The following is an 18934-nucleotide window of genomic DNA, read 5'->3' as shown; positions in this document are numbered from 1 at the left end:
GCGGGCCGGACGTGGTAGACAACACAGCCATGCGCATCGTGATCGCCGACGACGCCGTCCTGCTCCGCGAGGGGCTGGTGCGGCTGCTGACCGAGAGCGGACACCAGGTGGTGGCCGCCGTCGGGGACGGCGACGCGCTGGTCGAGGCGGTGGTGGAGCACCGGCCGGACGTGTCGATCGTCGACGTTCGGATGCCCCCGTCGCACACCGACGAGGGGCTGCGCGCGGCGGTGGAGGCCCGCCGGCTGGTGCCGCGTACCCCGATCCTGGTGTTGTCCCAGTACGTCGAGGTCTCGTACGCCGACGACCTGCTCGCCACAACCGGTGGCGCGGGTGGCGGTATCGGCTACCTGCTCAAGGACCGGGTGGCGGCGATCGACGAGTTCCTCGACGCGCTGCGCCGGGTGGCGGCCGGCGGCACCGTGCTCGACCCGGAGGTGGTCGGTCAGCTCTTCGCCCGACGCCGCCGGGACGACCCGCTGCGCGAGCTGACCCCGCGCGAGCGCGAGGTGCTCGCTCTGATGGCCGAGGGGCGCTCGAACACCGCCATCGCCCGCGCCCTGGTGGTCAGCGACGGCGCGGTGGAGAAGCACGTGCGCAACATCTTCACCAAGCTCACCCTGCCACCGGACACCGAGCAGCACCGGCGGGTGCTGGCCGTCCTCACCTACCTGCGGAACTGACCTCCCGGGCCAGGGTCACGGCGTCGGTGAGGGTGTCGGCGACCGGGTGACCGGAGGCACGCAGCCGGGCCGGGTCGGTGAAGCCGCCGGTGTAGAGCACCGCCCGGCCACCCACCGCGAGCGCCGCGTCGGCGTCGTCGATGGAGTCGCCGATCAGCACCACCGACGCGCCGTCCACGCCCAGCTCGGCGAGGTGCCGTTCGAGCGACTCCGCCTTGCGGCCGCCGCCGACCGTGGCACGCAGCCCGTCCACCCGGGTGAAGTGGCCGGTCAGCCCGTAGGTGTGCACGGTCGGCACCAGCTCCTCGTGGAACCACATGGAGAGCAGGCTCTGGTTGCCCGGCCAGGTGGCCATCGCGGTCCGCGCGTCAGCGGCCAGCTCGCAGGTGGTCAACCCGCTGCGGTACGCGTCGTGGAAGATCCGGTCCAGCCGGCCGAACTCGTCGTCGTCCACGGCCTGACCGAGCACCTCGGCGTAGTACTCGGCGATCGGCCGGCGGAACCGCACCCGGTGCTCGTCGGAGGTGACCACCGGCCCGCCCACGCTGGCGAACGCCGCGTTGGTGGCCGCGACCACCAGGCTGAGGTCGTTGAGCAGGGTGCCGTTCCAGTCCCATACGAGGTGGGGGCGTGCAGGGGTCATCAGAGCACCATAGGCACCGCTCAGAGCTGCGGCGTGGTCAGGTCCCGCAGCAGCCGTTCCTCCTCCACCCGCCAGTAGCCGTGCTCCTTGCCGTCGAGCATCACCACCGGCAGCCGGTCCCCGTACTCCCGCTCCAGCCCCTCGTCGCCGGTGACGTCCCACTCGACCCACTTGTCCCCGGTGACCGCCACCACCCGGTCGAGCGCCGCCTTGGCGTCGTCGCACAGGTGGCAGCCGGGGCGGGTGACCAGGGCGAGCCGGGCGTCAGTGGACATCGGTTACCTCCGTGCGGGTGTCGGCGCTCGCCGGCGGGTCGGCCGGCGTCGCCGACCGGAGCTGGGTCTTGCGTACCTTGCCGATCGCCGAGTGCGGCAGGGCGTCGACGAACTCGACCCCGGTCGGGCACTTGAACCGGGCCAGGTTCCGCGCGCAGTGGGCGAGCAGCTCCTCGCTGGTCACCTGCCGCCCCGGTGCCGGCACCACGTACGCCCGGACAGTCTCGCCGGTCCGGGGATGCGGCACACCCAGTACGGCCGACTCGGCCACCCCGGGGTGCCCGGCGAGCACCAGCTCGACCTCGTGCGGATAGACGTTGAACCCGTTGACGAGGATCAGCTCGCCGAGCCGGTCGACCAGGAAGAGGTCGCCGTCCTCGTCGGCGTACGCGACGTCGCCGGTCCCCCACCAGCCGTCGGCGTCCGGCCCGTCCCGGCCGTCCGGCCAGTAGCCGGTGAAGACGTTGGGGCCGCGCACGACGATCTGCCCCGGGTCGGTGCCCGGCGCCGCGTCGGAGATGTCCATCTCGTCCGGGTCCTCGTCGGGGGTGGCCAGGCCGTCGCGCCAGAGGTCCGCGCCGTCGGCGCCGACCAGGCGCAACCGGACGCCGGGCAGCGGCCGACCGATCGAGCCGGCCTTGGCCACCCCGCCGACCAGGGTCGAGGTGAGCACCGGCGCGGTCTCGGTGAGGCCGTACCCGATGTGCACCGGATGACCGGTGGCCTCGGTGAAGCGCGCCGCGACCGCCGGCTCCAGCGGCGCCGCGGCGCAGACCGCCACCCGGACGGAGGCGGTCGCCGCGCGGACCTCCGCCACGCCGGCCCAGGCCAGGAACATCGACGGTACGCCGACCAGCACGCTGACCCGGTGCCGGGCGATCTCGTCGAGCCCCGCCGTGGGCCCCGGCTCGTCGAGCAGCACGCCGGTCGCGCCATGGTGGACGACCGCGCCGAGCCCCGAGTTGAGCCCGTACGCGTGGAACAGCGGCAGGGCCAGGAGCACGGTGTCCTCCGGACCGACCACCGGCGGCTCGATCCGGCCGACCTGCTCGTGGTTGGCCAGCAGCGCGTGGTGCGAGAGCATCGCGCCCTTGGGCCGGCCCTCGGTCCCGGAGGTGTAGAGCAGCACGGCCAGGTCGGCACCGCCCCGACGCGGGCGTGTGGGCGGCTCCGGTGCGTCGTCGACCGACCGCGGCGGCGTGCCGTGCACGGCGGTGAGCGCGGGCAGATCGACGGCCACCTCGGCGAGCAGGCTCCGGATCCGCTCGGTGCCGATCAGCACCGACGCGCCGGAGTCGGCCAGCACGTGCCGCAGCTCCGGGGCGGTGAAGCCGGGGTTGACCGGCACCGCGACCAGCCCGGCGCGCAGGGCGGCGAGCCAGCTGACCACGAAGTCGAGGGTGTTGGGCAGCGCGATCGCGACGCGTGGCGGCGTACCGCCCGGGTCGGTGGGCGGCGCGGTGGCGGTCAGCGCGTGCGCGGTGGAGTCCACTGCGGCGTCCAGTTCGGACCAGCTGAGTGTCCGGTCACGCCAGTGCAGCGCGGCCCAGTCGCCGTGGTCGAGGGCCGCCCGGTGGACCCGGTCGGCGAGGTTCGGCGCGGGGTTTGCCGATGCGTCCTGCACGGTGATCGAGTCTGGCACAGCGGGCGCCGCCAGGCCACGCCCGGCGGCCGGACCGCGGCGCCGCGACAGTCCCGCCCACGGGACTGATCTCTGTGCCACCGGCGGTCCGATCAGGTCCCGTCGATGGGACGGCTGACGCCATCCGTCGGCGGTTCGGCCGGGCGCACACGACCACCCGGCGGGACGGGTCATCCGAACGGGCAATCCGCCCTCGACCAGGAGATCCACCCTGGAGCGCCACGCCGCTCCAAAGTCAAACGCACACGACGGACAACCGGTCCGCCGACGGTGCGATGGAGCGGGAAATACTTCCGCCCTGTGTAACGGACTTGCCACGCGCGGGTGACGTTGGCCCTATCATCACTCGGGTCGGCTCACCCCATTTGCCGTGAGTCGACACCCCTCAGCCCGAGGAGGCCCCCGTGCCTGTGAGCGCATTGGACCAGCACCTCAAGGGGAACTGCCGCCCGTCGGCACACCCCGGAACCGTCCTGCCCGACCGGAAGCCCGGTCGGTCCGCACCGACGACCCGCAGACCGGCCCGCCCGGCGACCGACGGGACGGGGGCGACGCGGTGACCACCTTCGGTTACGCGGAACGCCCGGTCGGCCTGACCGGTCAGACGACTCGTGCCCAGGTCAACGAGCGGCCGGCGGCCCGCGCCCCGCTGGATGAACCACACAGCGCCGCCGTGCGGGGCGACGGCACAGCGCAGCGGATACGCAACAGGCCACACCACAACGAGCCGCCACCGCGACCAGCGGTGCCCGGCGGGAACTCGAAGCCGGCCGGGGGCCGGGTCGCCGTACCGGCCCGACCGACCATGCCGGCCCAGGGCCGACGGGTCAGCGACACGCCGGCGGCGACCACCGACCCGTCCGCGGGCGAGACGGCGGTGATCCCGGCGGTGCCGGCCACCACCACCCCGACCGGCTTTCCGAGCCGACCGGATCCGTCCGACCCGGCCACCGAGGTCTGGACGCTGATCGAGCGGGCCCAGGCCGGCGAGTCCGAGGCGTTCGGCCTCATCTACGACCGGTACGTGGACACCGTGTTCCGGTTCGTCTACTTCCGGGTCGGCAACCGGCAGCTCGCCGAGGACCTCACCTCGGACACCTTCCTCCGCGCTCTCAAGCGGATCAGCAGCTTCACCTGGCAGGGCCGCGACCTCGGCGCCTGGCTGGTGACCATCGCCCGCAACCTGGTCGCGGACCACTTCAAGTCCGGCCGGTACCGGCTGGAGGTCACCACCGGCGACGTGCTCGACGCCGACCGGGAGGACCGGGGCCCGGAGGGCAGCCCGGAAGCCGCGGTGGTTGAGCACATCACCAACGTCGCCCTGCTCACCGCCGTGAAGCAGCTCAACCCGGAGCAGCAGGAGTGCATCGTGCTCCGGTTCCTCCAGGGCTTCTCGGTCGCCGAGACGGCCCGGGCGATGGGCAAGAACGAGGGCGCCATCAAGGCCCTCCAGTACCGGGCGGTCCGCGCGCTGGCCCGACTCCTGCCCGACGGCTTCCAGCCGTAGTTCTTTTCCGCGGGACCGATGGGCGTCGATCGACGTCCGGGCAGCTCAGTCGGTCCCGCCTGGTGACAACCATCACTTTCTGTGATTTCCGCCCCGCCAGGCCCGTAACCCGTGCCCGGTCCGCGGCGTTTCTCCGGGTGCGACCGGTGGTTGCCCCGGCAGGCCCGGGTCACCGAGGTCCGACCGGCATGCCGGACGGGGCCTCACCTCCGTGGTGTCACACTGCCGCCCGGTCGCTGGCAACGACGGCGGCCGACCGGCCGTGACCAGCGAGAGGAGGTGCCTGCGGTGGACAACATCCTCTTCTCCCGCCGGCGCGCGGAGCGCTTCGCGCAGCTTCTCGACGAGGCCAACGGCGGCCGGCGGCACCACGTCCGGTCCCGGGTGGACGGCCAGCTCGCCCCACTCGTCGCGGTGGGTCAGCGGCTCAGCGTCGATCCACCGGCGGTCGAGGTGGACCCCGACTTCCGCACCGGCCTGCGGGCGATGCTGCTCGCCACCGCCGTGCGGGAAGGGCTGGGCGCCACCCCGCCGGCCGGCGAACCGGCCACCACGCGTTCCCCCAGCACCACCCGCGGTTCGCTGCTCCCGGCGGTCACCGCCCGCCGGGCCCGCGCCCGGGGCGCGATCCTGATCGGCATCGCGGCCGGCGCCATCGCCGTCTCCGGCATCTCCGCCGCCAGCGAGAACGCCGTCCCCGGCGACGCGCTGTACGGCATGAAGCGCTCGACCGAGCGGGCCCAGCTGGCCCTGGCCAGCTCGGACATCAGCCGCGGTCAGCTCTTCCTGGACTTCGCCCGGACCCGGCTCGGCGAGGCCGCCGAGCTGCGCGGTGACCGGATCGGCTACAGCGCGGTCCTCGACGACATGGACGCCGACACCCGGCAGGGTGTGCGCCTGCTCAACGCCGCCGCCGTGCAGCGGGCCGAGCCGGCCAGCCTGGACACTGTCAACACCTTCGTCGCCGGTCAGCACCGAGCGGTGAGCAACCTGCTCGACGGGGCCACCCGGGCCGACCGGGAGCGCACCCGGCGTTCTCTGGTGCTGCTGGACAGCATCCGGGAACGCTCGGACACGCTGCGCGCGGCGATCGCCTGCGGCATGCCGGCGCCGGCGGCCAGCGACGCCCTCGGCCCCGCGCCGTCCGCCTGCCCCGGCACCCGCTGACCCACCCGGGGCGGCCGGACGCCCCGGCCACTCCCATACCGCAGGTCCGGCCGGTCGTGCCACAGTTTGCGGTCTGCCCGGCCGGTCGACCATGCTTCCCGGCTACCCTCGCTGGAGGCATCCGTCGCACCGGCGAGGAAGGGAGACGCGTGGCCCGCAGCCGCAAGGTGACGGTCAGCACCGACGTCCACGGTCACACCGCCGGCTGGGCGGAGACCGAGTTGGCTCCGACGGCCGCGCCAGACCCGACCGCGGCGGCGTTCTTCGACGTGGACAACACGATGATGCAGGGCGCGTCGATCTACTGGTTCGCTCGCGGCCTCGCCGCCCGGAACTACTTCACCAGCGCCGACCTGGCCCGGTTCGCCTGGCAGCAGCTCCGGTTCCGGTTGCTGGCCCGGGAGCACGCCGGTGACATGTCCCAGGCCAAGGAAGCAGCGCTGGCCTTCGTCGAGGGCTGGCGGGTGGACGACGTGGAACGCCTCACGGAGGAAATCTTCGACGAGCTGATGGCACCCCGGATCTGGACCGGCACCCACCAGCTCGCCCAGCGCCACCTGGACGCCGGCCAGCGGGTCTGGCTGGTCAGCGCCGCCCCGGTGGAGATCGGTCGGGTGATCGCCGCCCGGCTCGGCCTGACCGGCGCCATCGGCACGGTGGCCGAGGTGGTGGACGGGGCGTACACCGGGCGGCTGGTGGGCGACCTGATGCACGGGCCGGCGAAGGCCGAGGCGGTCACCCAGCTCGCCGCCGTGGAGCGGCTGGACCTGGCCCGCTGCGCGGCCTACAGCGACTCGGCCAACGACCTGCCGCTGCTCTCCACCGTGGGGCGGGCGGTGGCGGTCAATCCGGACGGCACCCTGCTGCGGCAGGCGCGGCAGCGTGGCTGGGAGGTGCGGGACTTCCGTACCGGCCGCCGTGCTGTGAAGATCGCCGTACCGTCGACCGCGGCGGCCGGTCTGGTCGCCGGCGCGGTCACCGCCGGCCTGGCGTTGTCACGCCGCCGCCGCAGCGGCTGACCCGACTCCCGCTCAGGGGCCGAACGGGTCCGGCCGCCGCTCCAACAGCGTGTGCAGGGTCTGCTGGATGGTTTCCCGCACCTGGTCGGCGAGGTTGAAGACCACCAGCGGATCGTCCGCGGAGTCGGTCAGGTGCGCGGTCGGGATCGGTGGGCAGAACTGGATCAGCCACTTGCTGGGCAGCGGCACCATGCCCAGCGGCCCGAGCCACGGGAAGGTCGGCGTGACCGGGAAGTACGGCAGCTTGAGCAGCCGCGCGAGGGGCTTGATGTCGGCGAGCATCGGATAGATCTCCTCGCCACCGACGATGGCGACCGGCACGATCGGGGTGCCGGTGCGCAGCGCCGCCGAGACGAAGCCGCCCCGGCCGAACCGTTGCAGCTTGTACCGGTCGGCGTAGAGCTTGCCGATGCCCTTGAAGCCCTCGGGGAAGACGCCGACCAGATCGCCGCTACGGAGCAGCCGCTCGGCGTCCGGGTTGCAGGCCACGGTGCCACCGGTCTTGCGGGCGATCTCCGACACCACCGGCATTCGGAAGACCAGGTCCGCACCGAGCAGGCGCAGGTAGCGATGAGCGGGGTGCTTGTCGTGCAGCGCCGCCGAGAGGATCAACGCGTCCAGCGCCACCGTGCCCGAGTGGTTGCCGACCGCCAGGGCGGGCCCGTTGACGGGCACGTGCTCCACCCCGCTGACCTCGGTGCGGAACCAGTCCCGGTAGAGCAGCCGCAGCAGCGGGTGGAAGACCGCGTCGGTCAGCTCCGGGTCGAAGCCGAACTCGTCGACCTCGTAGTCGCCGGAGAGCCGCCGGCGCAGGAACGCGAGGCCGTTCGCGACCTTCCGGTCCCAGTGGTCGCCCGGCCGATCCGAAACGGCCGGCTCGGTGCCACCGGGATCGCCACCGGTGGCCGGACCCGCCGGCTCGTCCGTGGTCGGGCCGCCCGCCGGCTCGTCGGTGGCCGCGGTGTCGACCTCGTCGGCCGCCGCCGGGGTCGGCGCGACCCGGTCCGTCGGTCGGTGTCCGTTGCGCCGCGCCGACTCCGCGGCTGGCGCGGTCGTTTCCCGCGGTACGTCGAACCGCCCGAGGCCTGCTGGGTCACGCCCCTCCCCCGACCCGGTCACGACCGCTCCCGCATCGCCGAGCGAACCTGCCGGATGCCGTCCAGGACGAGTTGTTCAGCGACGGCCAGGTGATCCCGGGTGACCACGACGCCTCCGTGGTGGGCGCGGATGAAGTCGTCGAAGGCCGCGGCGGTGGAGCGGGGCGTGAAGCCATACTCCCGCTCCAGCCGGGTGGTGTCGACCACCCGGCCGTGCACGAAGAGGTCGACCTGGTCCAGGCCGTAACGGCCGAAGCCCATGCTGCGGGCCAGCGCGGCGGCGCCGGAGAGGCCCGGCTCCAGCACCGGGACGGCCACCCGACCGGCCCGCCGGATCGCCTGGGACAGGGAGAGCACCCCCGGCCCGGCGACGTTGTAGGTGCCGGGGTGATCCTCCACGATCGACCGGTGCAGCACCTCCAGCGCGTCGTCGAAGTGCAGGAACTGCAGGCGCGGATCGCGGCCGAAGACGGTGGGCACCAGCGGCTGCGCGAAGTAGCGGGTCAGCGTCGTGTCGGCGGTCGAGCCGATGAACGGCGCGAAGCGCAGCACCGTCGCGGTGACGTCGGACCGGCGACGGCGAAAACCGCGAACGTACCCCTCGACGTCGAGGATGTCGCGGCCGAAACCGCCGCGTGGCACCTCGCGCGGCTCGGTCTCCTCGGTGAACACCGCCGGGTCCCGGAACGACACGCCGTACGCGGCGGTCGACGAGCGGACCACCAGCTTGCGCAGCCGGGGCGCCCGTTGGCAGGCGGCGAGCAGCTGCATGGTGCCGATGACGTTCTGGTCCTTCATGGCCGACCGGCCGCCGTGCTGCGGGTCGGCGGAGCTGACCAGCGCGAGGTGCACCACCGCGTCGACGTCCAGGTCGGCGAGGAGCCCGCCGAGCGAACCGGCGTCGACGCGGATCCGTTCGACGCGGTCCAGCAGGTCGGTGAACTCGGCGCCGGGCTCGGGCGCGTCCACCCCGATGACCCGCTCGATGCGCGGGTCGGCGGCCAGCCGGGCCGCCACGTGGGCGCCCAGGTAGCGACCGACACCGGTGACGACGACGACCCCCGGAGCACCTGAGGTGCTACCGGGGGTCATCTGACGCACCTACCCCGGCAGGAGTGATCGAGCCGGGACGACCACGGCCTGATCACCTGAGCCTCCGGAGGTCGACAGGTGGCAAGTGATGCCGGATGCCGGGCCGCAAGCCCGGCGGCGATCACTTGCCGAGACGGCGACGCTGGACGCGGGTCTTGCGCAGCAGCTTGCGGTGCTTCTTCTTAGCCATGCGCTTGCGGCGCTTCTTGACCACCGAGCCCATACGACAGCCTTTCGATACAACGTGCGGGGCGGACCGGTTGACACCACGCAGGTGGCGACGGCGACCGCTTGCGGACAACGGACCGGACCAGTCTGGGCGGCGGGGCGCACCGGTGGGGTCTCGGTCGGGCTCCAGGGTAGCCGGAGAGCGTCAGCAGGACCAACGCGCCCCCGTCGATGCCGCTTTCCGGGCGTGACCGTGGGGCCCGCAAGCTTCCGCTACGTCGCGCTCGGTGAGCGCGGCGGTGGCTCAGGCGGTCTCCTGAAAGGCACCCCGGAGATATTCGTGCACCGCGTGCTCAGGCACCCGGAACGAACGGCCGACCCGGACCGCGGTGAGCTCACCGCTGTGCACCAGGCGATAGACCGTCATCTTCGACACCCGCATCACCGTCGCCACCTCGGCAACGGTGAGGAACTTGACCTCCGACAGCCGTCCGTCGGACTGCGACCCGGCCATGGCTCACCGACCCATCCCATGCCCGGCGCGTGCCAACCCGACGGATGCTCCGGGCCGGGCCGGCGACGCGCGTGTTACCAGTACGGTAGCGGGGCGGCTGTGACCGGCGCGATCCCTTCGTACAACTGATCATGTTCTGGTTGCCGGTTCACCCGGTCCGCGCTCCCGGTATCTCCCCGCCTGCGCCGGGCGTCCGGTTGCGGCAGCCCGGCGTGGTCGTGGCTCACTCCGCGCGCAGCGCGACCACCGGGTCGAGCCGGCCGGCGCGCTGCGCGGGAACCACCCCGAAGACGATGCCCACGGCCGCCGACACGCCGAAGGCGAGCGCCAACGACCACCAGGTGATCGCCGCCGGGATCGGTGACAGCGCGTCCACCAGCAGTGCGGTACCCACGCCGAGCGCCATCCCGGTCAGCCCACCGATCGTGGTGAGCAGCACCGCCTCCAACAGGAACTGCACACCGATGTCACGGGGGCGGGCACCGACGGCCTTGCGCAGCCCGATCTCCCGTGTCCGCTCCCGGACGCTGACTAGCATGATGTTGGAGACGCCCACCCCGCCGACGAGCAGCGAGATGCCGGCGATGGCCGCCAGCACGCCGGTGAGCACACCGAGGATGTCGCCGAGCACGCCGAGGATCTGCTGCTGGGTGACCGCACTGAACTCGGTGTCCGGATGCCGGTGGCTGAGCTCGGCCACGATCCGTTCGCCCAGCTCGTCGATGCGCTCCCGGTCCGGTGCCTTCACCGCGATGCCGTCCACCCGCTGGGTGCCCCAGAGCCGCTGCGCGGCGGTCACCGGCACGTGCACCTCGTCGTCCCGGTCGACGCCGAGGCTCTGCCCGAGCGGCGCGAAGACGCCGATGACCCGGAACCGCACGCCGGCCAGCGTCACCTGCTGCCCGAGCGGGTCCCGGTCGGGGAAGAGAGCGCGGGCCACCGAGTCGCCGAGCACCGCCACCCGCCGGCTGGTGTCCACGTCCGTGCCGGTGAGGTAGCGGCCCCGGGCCAGCGACCGCGTGAACACCTCCGGCGTGGTCTCCAGTACGCCCTGCACGGTGGTGAAGTCGGAGCGGGCGCCGGCCCGCGCGGTCGCCCCGGAGGCGATGGTGACCGCCACCCGATCGGGATCGCCGACCACCCGGGTGACCGCGTCCACGTCCTTGAGCGTGAGCGGCGAGACCACCGGCGCGGTCCCCACCTCGATCCGGCCGGGGACGACCAGCAGCAGGTTGGAGCCGAGCCCCTCGACCTGCTGCTCCACCTTCTGTTTGGTGCCGGTGCCGATGGCCACCAGCAGCACCACCGAGGCCACCCCGATGATCACCCCGAGCATGGTCAGCGCACTGCGCAGCCGGTTGGCCCGTAACGCGTCCAGCGCCACCCGCCACGCCTCGGCGACCCTCACGACTCGCTCCCGTCGCCGGTCACCGCGGCGGCGTCGTCGGTCCCACGGCCGTTAGCCGGGCGCGGAAGGCGCCCGGTGGCTCCGGCGGCGCCACCAGAGCCACCGGACGGGTGCCCCGGGCCGCTTCCGGACACGGACCGGGGCTCCGCGCTGGGAGCGGGGACCAGTGTCGCAGGTCGACCATGATCAACGGACAGCGGTCGATCATGCAGGTGGGTGGGGTCGTCGTCGGCCGCGCTGTCCGCCACCACCACGCCGTCGCGCATGGTGATCCGGCGGCGGGCCCGGGCCGCGACCTCCTGGTCATGGGTGACCATCACCAGCGCCACCCCGGACTCGGCGTTCAGTTGTTCCAGCAGCTCCAGCACCGCGGCGCCCGTGACGCTGTCCAGGTTGCCGGTGGGTTCGTCGGCCAGCAGCACCGTCGGCTCGGTGACCAGCGCGCGGGCGATCGCCACCCGCTGCTGCTCACCGCCGGACATCTGGTTGGGCCGGTGGTCCAGCCGGTGCCCGAGGCCGACCCGGCCGAGCATCGCCGCAGCCCGCTCCCGGCGCTGGCGGGCCGGCACGCCCCGGTAGACCAGTGGCAGCGCCACGTTCTCCACCGCCGAGGTACGCGGCAGCAGGTGGAACGCTTGGAAGACGAAGCCGATCGTCTCGTTGCGCAGGGTGGCCATCTCCGGCGGAGACAGGGCGTTGACGTCCCGGCCGCCGATCACCAGCCGGCCGCCGGTGGGCCGGTCGAGCCCGCCGAGGAGGTGCATGAGGGTGGACTTGCCCGACCCGGACGGCCCGACCAGCGCCACGTGGTCACCCGGCTGCACGACCAGCGACACGCCGCGCAGCGCCTCGACCGACACCCCGTCCAGCTGGTACGTCCGGGAAACGTCCACCGCCTCGATTGCCGGCGGGGAGCCGGTCACCGCACCTCCTGGCCGTCGCGGACCTGGTCGGCACCGCGCACCACGACCCGGTCGCCGGCCTGCACACCGTCGAGGATCTGCACCAGGTCCGATCCCTGGACGCCGACGGTCACCGGTGCCCGGTCCGCCTTTCCGTCGCGGACGACCCAGACGGCGTCCCGGCCGTCGGCGGAGAACACCGCCGAGGCGGGGACGGTCACCGCGTCGGCGGCCTCGCGCACCCGCAGGTGGACGATCGCGTTCATGCCGGGGCGCGGCGTCGGGGCCAGCTCGTCCTCAGCCAGCTTTCCGGTGCCCAACGCCAGGCGGACCCGGTAGGTGACACCGCCCTGGGCGGAGTTGGTGGGGAGCACGTCGACCGAGCGGACCGCGGCGTCGTAACTGGCGCCGGTGACGGCGTCCAGCTCGACCGTCGCGGTCACGCCGGCCCTGACCAGCAGCACGTCGGTCTCGTCCACCTCGGCCAGCAGCCCCAGCTGCCCGGTGTCCACCACGGTGAGCACGGGCGTGCCGGCGGCGACCCGGCCGCCCACCGCGACCGCGTCATCCACGCCCGCGGGCGGCCCGCCCTGGTTGGGGGCCAGCGCCGACGGGTCGATCCCGGCCGCCTGGGCGGCACCGGCCTGCTCGAGCAACCCGGCGAGGCCACCGGCCGGGCCACCGCCGGCCCGGGTGCCGCCCGGCTGCACCACCCCGGCGATCGGGGCGCGCAGGGTCAGCGCGTCGACGGTCGCCTTCGCCAGGTCGTACGCCTGCTGGGCCTGCAACCGTTGCGCCGCGGAGAGCGCGCCGACGGCCGAGTTCAGCCCGCTGATCCCCCTCTGCACCGCGCGGACGGCCTGGTCGGCGGTGCGCGCGGCCGCGGTGTACTGCCGTTGGGCGGAGGTCACCTGGGTCAGCAGCGCGTCCCGCAGCTGCGGGTCGGAGATCTTCTCGGCGGCCTTGCGCGCCGCGTCGAACGCCTCGTCGGCGGCCTTGTCGGTGCCGCGCCGGCTGCCGGCCAGGTCGCCGGTGGAGACGCCCCGGCCGGCTCGCTTCGCGGCGGTGAGCGCCTCCTTCGCCTGGCGGAACCGCTGCTGCGCGGAGGGTGAATCGACCACGGCGAGCACCTGGCCCCGCTTCACCCGCTGTCCCGGCTCGACGCGGAGGCTGGCCAGGGTGCCGTCGGCGGGGGCGGTCAGGGTGGCGGCGGCGCGGGCGGTCACCGTCGCCGGTGCGTCGATCACCTCGGTGACCGGGTTGCGAGCGACCGAGGCGAGCGTGACGGCCGGCCGGTCGTCGCCGCACGAGGCGGCGGTGGTGGCGGTGAGGACGGCGACGGCGGTCAGGGCGGTGAGCAGGCGGGGCCGCGTGACGTGGGTAGGCCGCGGCGACTGGGTGCGGCGCACCCATCGATCGTACGGCTCACCGCCACGACCCCCACGGGCCGTCAGGCGGCGGCGGCGCGGACGTACGCCACGCACTCGTCGTGCAACGTCGACCACTGCTCGCCGAACGCCTGCTCGGCGGCGTCCTCGAACGCCTTGCGCCCGTGCACCACGGCCTCGAAGAAGGCGAGCAGCCGCTGCGGCCCGTACCGGTCGACGAGATGCCGGACGGCCAGGTAGCCGACGCCGTAGCTGCCACCGACCCGGTCCGCGGAGGCGTCGTCGGCGGGGGTGATGCCCTCCAGCCGGCCGTCCCAGCTGCTCCGGACCAGCTTGCGCACCTGGGCGAGTCCCTCGTACCGGTCGACCGGCTGGCCACCCGCGCCCGCGTACTCGGCCAGCCCCTCCACCAGCCACCAGGTCGTCTTGCCCGGGTAGCCGCGCTCCGGCAGCGACGCGGCGTGGGTCAGCTCGTGCCGCAGCAGGTCGTCGGCGCCGCTGCTCGGCAGCCCGTCGGCGTTGAGCACCACCTCGTGGTGTCCGCCGCCCACCGTCACCGCGTAGCCGCCGGTCCACTGTGGCCGGCCTCCGCCGTACCAGCTCTGCCACTCGCTACGCCCGGCGTAGAAGATCCGGTACCGGTCCGGTGGCGACCCGGTCACCACGTACCCGTCGGCGACCGTGGCCGCCGCCTCGGCCTGCGCGAGCAGGCCGGGCAACCTGCCGCGCAGCGCCGGGGTGGTGGCCACGATGGTCCGCGGGCCGATCGCCACGGCCAGGTCACTGATCTCCCAGGGTCGGGTGCCGGTCTCCGCCGACTTGGACTCCTCCATGGCGACCAGCAGGGGCTGGGCGCCGTTCTCCCGCCAGCGGGTGCCGATCAGCACCGGGCTGGGGCGGCAGCCGGGAACCACGAAGCAGTACTGGAAGCGCACCAGCAGCCGCCACTCACCCGGTTTGCCGACGACCGGTGCCGGCAGGCCGCTCGGTTCGGCCCGCCAGACGGTGACCTTGAGCGCGCGCAGCGCGGCGAAGCGGCGGCGCAGGTCGGCCTGCACGGCGGGCTCGGCGACGGCGAGGAAGCCGGCCCGGTCCCCGCCGAGCAGCGCGGTGGACTGCCGTCTGAGCTGGGCGGTCATCCGGTCGCCCAGTCCTCGGGCGACCGCGGTGGCGGGATCGTCGGGAGCCGACGTGCCGACCCGGCCGACGACGGCCCGGTCCCCGGACTCGCGCACCACGCCGACCAGCAGCACCGTCGGCAGGCCGCAGCCCAGCAGGAGGACTAACACCACGAGCGCTGTCCACAGTGGCCAGAGCCGTCGCAGTGATGGCTGATGCACCCCGTCGGTCACCCGGCGAAGGGTACGCGAGCGCGCGGCCAGGAACGGAACGAGACGCCGAGGTTGGCGACCAGTTGTTGGTACGAGAGGTCCACCCCTCGGGACAGGCCGAAGCCGCCCGCAGCCTTCAGCGACACGGTCTGCTGGTTGAGGCCGACCTAGGCACCGATGCACACCGCCAGGAACCCGAGAAGCTCGTCGGCGGTGCGCTGCGGTCGGTCGGCGTGCGGGTAGTGCCCGGACTCCTCGATCATCCGGGCCTCGGCGGTGCGGAACAGCCGGCGGGCCGCCCGCGCCTCCGCACCGGGGTCGGGAAAGTCCGGGTCCTTGGCGCCCATCAGCACCAGCACCGGTTGCCGGACCTGCGGGGCGCGGGCGGTCCAGTGCGGCTCGACCGGCACGACCACCCGACGCGCCGCGGCCATCCGGCCGGGCTCGCGCAGGTTGGCCACCATCGATCGGCGGTACGCCACGTCGTCGGCGGGCCGGTGCACCGGGAAGAGCGTCTTGTGGAACATCCCGAACAGTCGAGGGCTGCGCAGCACCACCGCCAGCGCCACCCGCATCCCCGGGTTGGGCTTCTGCTGACCGACGAACGCGCCGATCTGCACGATGCCGGAGACCAGCTCGGGCGCGTCGGTCGCGGCGAAGACCACCGCCGCCGCGCTGGACGAGCTGCCGACCAGCACCGCCGGCCCGGCGCCGAGGTCGCAGACCACGGCCAGCAGGTCGGCGCCGACCTCGGCCGGGGCGTACGTGGGCCAGCCGACGCTGGACTCCCCGTGCCCCCGAACGTCGACCGAGGCGACCCGGTGGCCGGCCGCGACCAGCAGCGGCGCCAGGTGCCGGAAGCTCGCCCGGTTCTCGCCCATGCCGTGCGAGAGGACGACCAACGGGCCCTCGCCGTGCACCTCGTACGCGATGTGGCCGCCGTCCCGCCGCACCTGGCTGGTTGTCATAGCCGTAGCTAACCCTATTAGCCACGACCGTCGACCCGGATACGCGTGCGGACTACTTCTTCGAGATCAGGGCCCGGCCGAAGAAGACCAGATTGGCCGGGCGCTCGGCGAGCCGGCGCATCAGGTAGCCGTACCACTCGTCGCCGTACGGGACGTAGGTGCGCACGGTGTAGCCCTCGCCGGCCAGCCGGGCCTGCTCCTCGGGGCGGATGCCGTAGAGCATCTGGAACTCGAAGCGCTCCGGCCCCCGGTCGAACCACCGGGCCCGGTCCTCGCCGATGGCGATCATGCGAGGGTCGTGGGTGGCCAGCATCGGGTAGCCGTCGCCGGACATCAGGATGTTCATGCAGCGGACGTAGGACTTGTCCACCTCGCGGGCCGACTGGTACGCCACCGACTCCGGCTCCTTGTAGGCGCCCTTGCACAGCCGCACCCGCGACCCGGCCGAGGACAGCTCCCGGCAGTCCGACTCGGTGCGGCGCAGGTACGCCTGGAGCACCGCGCCCGTCGACGGGAAGTCCTTGCGCAGCTTCTCCAGCACCTCCAACGTCGAGTCGGTGGTGGTGTGGTCCTCCATGTCCAGGGTGACCGTGGTGCCCGCCGCGTCGGCGGCCGCGCAGATCGCCCGCGCGTTGTCGTACGCCAGCTGCTCGTCGATCATCTGGCCGAGGGCGGACAGCTTCACGCTCACCTCGGCGGCCGGGGTCAGCCCGGCGGCACCGAGCATCTTCAGCAGCTTCAGGTATTCGTCCCGGGTGGCGGTGGCCTGCTCGGGACGGACGGTGTCCTCACCGAGGTGGTCGAGGGTGACCGCCAGGCCGTCGTCGACGAGGCCGCGGGTCGCGCGCAACGCGTCGTCGGTGGCGGCGCCGGCGACGAACCGGCGGACGACGTCCCGGGTGAACGGGGCGGTCGCGACGAGCCGCTCGACCTGGGATGACCGGGAGGCGGCGAGGATGACGGAACGGAGCATGAGCCGAGCGTAACGCCCCTGCCAGAGCCCCCGCCGAGGGGCGGCCGGGGCTGCGGCGGTGGCGTCGATCGGCTACAACGATGCCGTGGACCAACGCCCCCGCCGCCGGCTCCGGTCGGCCTCCGTGCAGCTCGGCGCGCTCACCGCTCTCGCGCTCGCCCTCTCCGGCTGCAACATGACCTCGGACGACGATGATGACGACGACTGCGCCCTCGGGCCGGTCGGCGGCGGCGACACGGTCGCGCTCGCGATGCGGGTCGCCGACCCGGGCGTCGGCCGCGCCGCCCCCGAGCCGACGGCCGCGGCCCTGCCCGAGCGCGGCGGGTTCGGCACCCACCTCGCCGCCTGCGGCGGCTGAGGTGCGCCGCGACCAGGTCACGCCACGACCCGACTGGGACGCCACCATCCGGGCTCAGGGGCTGGTCTACGTCGACACCGAGCTGCCCGACGGCGGCGTCATGTCGTACTGGGACGAGACCGCCGCGTACGCCTTCGACCTGGATGAGGTGCTGCGGCTGGAGGAGGCCACCGAGGAGCTGCACCGGATGTCGGTGGTTGCCGCCGAGCACGTGGTGGCCCAGCACCGGTACGCCGAGTTCGGCATCCCGGAGTGGGCGGCCGAGGCGGTGGCCCGTTCGCTGCGCGAGGCGCCGCCCACCCTCTACGGGCGGTTCGACCTCGCCTACGACGGCGTCTGGCCGCCGAAGCTGCTGGAGTACAACGCGGACACCCCGACCGCGCTGGTCGAGGCGAGCATCATCCAGTGGTACTGGCTGGAGCAGACCCGGCCGGAGCTGGACCAGTGGAACAGCCTGCACGAGCGGCTGGTCGGCGCCTGGGCGAAGATCGGGGCCGGGCTGCACGACCCCCGGGTGCACGTGCTCTGGTCGAACGAGGAGGAGTCGGGCGAGGACCACATGACCGCCGGCTACCTGGCCGAGACCGCCCGGCAGGCCGGCCTGACCGTGGAGCTACAGCCCATCCAGGAGATCGGCTGGGACGGCCGGCGCTTCGTCGACTCCACCGGCCGCCCGGTGACCACCTGCTTCAAGCTCTACCCGTGGGAGTGGATGCTGGCCGAGCCGTACGGGCCGCCCGCGCTGGCCCCGGGCACCCCGACCACCTGGATCGAGCCGGCCTGGAAGCTGCTGCTGTCCAACAAGGCGCTGCTCGCGGTCCTGTGGGAGCTGTACCCCGGCCACGAGTACCTGCTGCCGGCGTACCTCGACTCGCCGCGTGACATGCCGGAGTACGTGGCCAAGCCGCTGCTGGGCCGGGAGGGCGGCTCGGTACGCATCGTCACCGCCGAGCAGGAGATCACCAACCCGGGGATCTACGGCGACGAGGGCTGGTGCTACCAGGAATTCCGGGCGTTGCCGCAGTTCGACGGCAACCGGATGGTGTTGGGCAGCTGGATCGTCGACGGCGAATCGGCGGGCGTGGGGGTGCGGGAGAGCGCGAGTCTGATCACCGACGGCTACGCGCGGTTTCTGCCGCACTACATCGACGCGCCGCGCACCCCGTGAGTCGTCTACGGTTGGGGGCGTGAACTTCGACGCGTACGCCCGGACCGGCGTTGACCTGGTCAACGCCCGCCTGGACGACCTCGACGACCTGCGGGCCCTCTTCCCCGACGAAAACGCCTGGATGCGCGACGAGGTCGCGGAACGGGATGTCGCGATTTTCCGGCGGGCACAGAAGCGGTTGCGCGACGTCTTCGAGTACGGCACTTCGGGGCGGGACGCCCACGCGGTGACGGAGCTGAACGCGCTGCTCGAGGCGTTCCCGGTCCAGCCGCGCATCTCCGGGCACGACTCCAGCGACTGGCACATGCACGTGACCAGCCGGGGCGCTTCGGTCAGCGCCGAATACCTGGCCGGCGCGGTCTGGGGGCTGTCGGTCTGGCTCTGCGAGTACGGCAGCGCCCGGTTCGGCGTCTGCGCCGACGAGCGGTGCGGCAACGTCTACCTGGACACGTCGTCCAACTGCTGCCGGCGGTTCTGCTCCGAGCGCTGCGCCACCCGCTCGCACGTGGCGGCGCACCGGGCCCGCAAGCGGGCCGCGGTCGGCGAGCAGCTGACGGTCGCCGCGCAGCCGACGGCGGGCGCCGACTCGCTCACCCCGGTCAGCTGACGTCGTCCCGGTCGACGCCCTGAC

Annotated in this window: 21 protein-coding genes; 7 read left to right on the top strand and 14 right to left on the bottom strand. The window is 73.4% G+C overall.

All coding sequences use genetic code 11. The features are described from left to right. The first annotated feature begins 29 nt into the window (after positions 1 to 29). Positions 30 to 683, top strand: coding sequence for a response regulator transcription factor (locus ABZU69_RS07945; RefSeq protein WP_074314799.1), 654 nt, complete (start codon positions 30 to 32; stop codon positions 681 to 683). Here ABZU69_RS07945 and ABZU69_RS07940 read toward each other — a convergent pair. Genes ABZU69_RS07940 through ABZU69_RS07930 form a run of 3 tightly spaced genes read right to left on the bottom strand, consistent with a single transcriptional unit; the run spans position 664 to position 3225 of the window. Further along, the gene (locus ABZU69_RS07940) at positions 664 to 1326 is read right to left on the bottom strand and encodes an HAD hydrolase-like protein (RefSeq protein ID WP_354963626.1); all 663 of its coding nucleotides are present in this window, start codon (positions 1324 to 1326) and stop codon (positions 664 to 666) included. The genes ABZU69_RS07945 and ABZU69_RS07940 overlap by 20 nt on opposite strands. Before the next feature lie 20 nt (positions 1327 to 1346). Then, positions 1347 to 1601 carry a glutaredoxin family protein gene (locus ABZU69_RS07935; protein WP_354963625.1) on the bottom strand — a complete coding sequence of 85 codons (255 nt, stop codon included), beginning with the start codon at positions 1599 to 1601 and terminating at the stop codon, positions 1347 to 1349. After that, the gene (locus ABZU69_RS07930; protein WP_354963624.1) at positions 1591 to 3225 is read right to left on the bottom strand and encodes an AMP-binding protein; all 1635 of its coding nucleotides are present in this window, start codon (positions 3223 to 3225) and stop codon (positions 1591 to 1593) included. The genes ABZU69_RS07935 and ABZU69_RS07930 overlap by 11 nt, the downstream gene beginning before the upstream one ends. Positions 3226 to 3799: 574 nt before the next feature. Here ABZU69_RS07930 and ABZU69_RS07925 point away from each other — a divergent pair. The 3 genes from ABZU69_RS07925 (at position 3800) to ABZU69_RS07915 (ending at position 6936) form a co-directional block, all read left to right on the top strand. Then, the gene (locus ABZU69_RS07925) at positions 3800 to 4750 is read left to right on the top strand and encodes an ECF subfamily RNA polymerase sigma factor, BldN family (RefSeq protein ID WP_354963623.1); all 951 of its coding nucleotides are present in this window, start codon (positions 3800 to 3802) and stop codon (positions 4748 to 4750) included. 288 nt (positions 4751 to 5038) lie between these two features. Continuing rightward, a complete protein-coding gene (locus ABZU69_RS07920) occupies positions 5039 to 5917 on the top strand; it encodes a DUF5667 domain-containing protein (protein ID WP_354963622.1) in 879 nt (292 codons plus the stop codon). 119 nt (positions 5918 to 6036) lie between these two features. Continuing rightward, the gene (locus ABZU69_RS07915) at positions 6037 to 6936 is read left to right on the top strand and encodes an HAD-IB family hydrolase (protein ID WP_354963671.1); all 900 of its coding nucleotides are present in this window, start codon (positions 6037 to 6039) and stop codon (positions 6934 to 6936) included. 12 nt (positions 6937 to 6948) lie between these two features. Here ABZU69_RS07915 and ABZU69_RS07910 read toward each other — a convergent pair whose 3' ends face one another. The 11 genes from ABZU69_RS07910 to ABZU69_RS07860 all read right to left on the bottom strand — a co-directional run bounded on the left by ABZU69_RS07910 (position 6949) and on the right by ABZU69_RS07860 (position 16777). Beyond that, positions 6949 to 8055 (bottom strand): 1-acyl-sn-glycerol-3-phosphate acyltransferase, encoded by a 1107-nt coding sequence (locus tag ABZU69_RS07910; protein ID WP_354963621.1) that lies wholly within the window; start codon positions 8053 to 8055, stop codon positions 6949 to 6951. Further along, positions 8052 to 9125 carry an NAD-dependent epimerase/dehydratase family protein gene (locus tag ABZU69_RS07905; protein WP_354963620.1) on the bottom strand — a complete coding sequence of 358 codons (1074 nt, stop codon included), beginning with the start codon at positions 9123 to 9125 and terminating at the stop codon, positions 8052 to 8054. The genes ABZU69_RS07910 and ABZU69_RS07905 overlap by 4 nt, the downstream gene beginning before the upstream one ends. A gap of 121 nt (positions 9126 to 9246) precedes the next feature. Beyond that, complete coding sequence (locus ABZU69_RS07900) at positions 9247 to 9348, bottom strand: AURKAIP1/COX24 domain-containing protein (protein WP_007465623.1); 102 nt, start codon at positions 9346 to 9348, stop codon at positions 9247 to 9249. A gap of 249 nt (positions 9349 to 9597) precedes the next feature. Then, positions 9598 to 9807, bottom strand: coding sequence for a helix-turn-helix domain-containing protein (locus ABZU69_RS07895; protein WP_007465625.1), 210 nt, complete (start codon positions 9805 to 9807; stop codon positions 9598 to 9600). A gap of 223 nt (positions 9808 to 10030) precedes the next feature. Next, a complete protein-coding gene (locus ABZU69_RS07890) occupies positions 10031 to 11215 on the bottom strand; it encodes an ABC transporter permease (protein ID WP_354963619.1) in 1185 nt (394 codons plus the stop codon). Continuing rightward, on the bottom strand, positions 11212 to 12138 hold the full coding sequence (locus ABZU69_RS07885) for an ABC transporter ATP-binding protein (protein ID WP_354963618.1): 927 nt from the start codon (positions 12136 to 12138) through the stop codon (positions 11212 to 11214). Before ABZU69_RS07885 ends, ABZU69_RS07890 begins: the two co-directional genes overlap by 4 nt. After that, the gene (locus tag ABZU69_RS07880; RefSeq protein WP_354963617.1) at positions 12135 to 13526 is read right to left on the bottom strand and encodes an efflux RND transporter periplasmic adaptor subunit; all 1392 of its coding nucleotides are present in this window, start codon (positions 13524 to 13526) and stop codon (positions 12135 to 12137) included. Before ABZU69_RS07880 ends, ABZU69_RS07885 begins: the two co-directional genes overlap by 4 nt. 41 nt (positions 13527 to 13567) lie before the next feature. Continuing rightward, the gene (locus ABZU69_RS07875; RefSeq protein ID WP_354963616.1) at positions 13568 to 14857 is read right to left on the bottom strand and encodes a hypothetical protein; all 1290 of its coding nucleotides are present in this window, start codon (positions 14855 to 14857) and stop codon (positions 13568 to 13570) included. Beyond that, on the bottom strand, positions 14854 to 14982 hold the full coding sequence (locus tag ABZU69_RS07870; protein ID WP_354963615.1) for a hypothetical protein: 129 nt from the start codon (positions 14980 to 14982) through the stop codon (positions 14854 to 14856). The genes ABZU69_RS07875 and ABZU69_RS07870 overlap by 4 nt, the downstream gene beginning before the upstream one ends. A gap of 21 nt (positions 14983 to 15003) precedes the next feature. Continuing rightward, positions 15004 to 15804 carry an alpha/beta hydrolase gene (locus ABZU69_RS07865; RefSeq protein WP_354963614.1) on the bottom strand — a complete coding sequence of 267 codons (801 nt, stop codon included), beginning with the start codon at positions 15802 to 15804 and terminating at the stop codon, positions 15004 to 15006. Between the two features lie 52 nt (positions 15805 to 15856). After that, a complete protein-coding gene (locus tag ABZU69_RS07860) occupies positions 15857 to 16777 on the bottom strand; it encodes a proline dehydrogenase family protein (RefSeq protein WP_354963613.1) in 921 nt (306 codons plus the stop codon). Positions 16778 to 16862: 85 nt separating this feature from the next. On the opposite strand from ABZU69_RS07860, the gene ABZU69_RS07855 reads away from it, so the two are divergent. From ABZU69_RS07855 to ABZU69_RS07845, 3 genes are read left to right on the top strand one after another with little or no spacing between them, the layout of a single operon-like run. Beyond that, positions 16863 to 17135 carry a hypothetical protein gene (locus ABZU69_RS07855; RefSeq protein ID WP_354963612.1) on the top strand — a complete coding sequence of 91 codons (273 nt, stop codon included), beginning with the start codon at positions 16863 to 16865 and terminating at the stop codon, positions 17133 to 17135. A gap of 1 nt (position 17136) precedes the next feature. Next, a complete protein-coding gene (locus ABZU69_RS07850; RefSeq protein ID WP_354963611.1) occupies positions 17137 to 18303 on the top strand; it encodes a glutathionylspermidine synthase family protein in 1167 nt (388 codons plus the stop codon). A gap of 19 nt (positions 18304 to 18322) precedes the next feature. Next, positions 18323 to 18910 (top strand): CGNR zinc finger domain-containing protein, encoded by a 588-nt coding sequence (locus ABZU69_RS07845; protein ID WP_354963610.1) that lies wholly within the window; start codon positions 18323 to 18325, stop codon positions 18908 to 18910. Positions 18911 to 18934 lie beyond the last annotated feature (24 nt).

Source organism: Micromonospora sp. NPDC005206 (genome assembly GCF_040608175.1).
Lineage (GTDB): Bacteria > Actinomycetota > Actinomycetes > Mycobacteriales > Micromonosporaceae > Micromonospora.
Note: the sequence above shows the minus strand (reverse complement) of the source record. Positions and strands in the feature narration are given on the sequence as shown.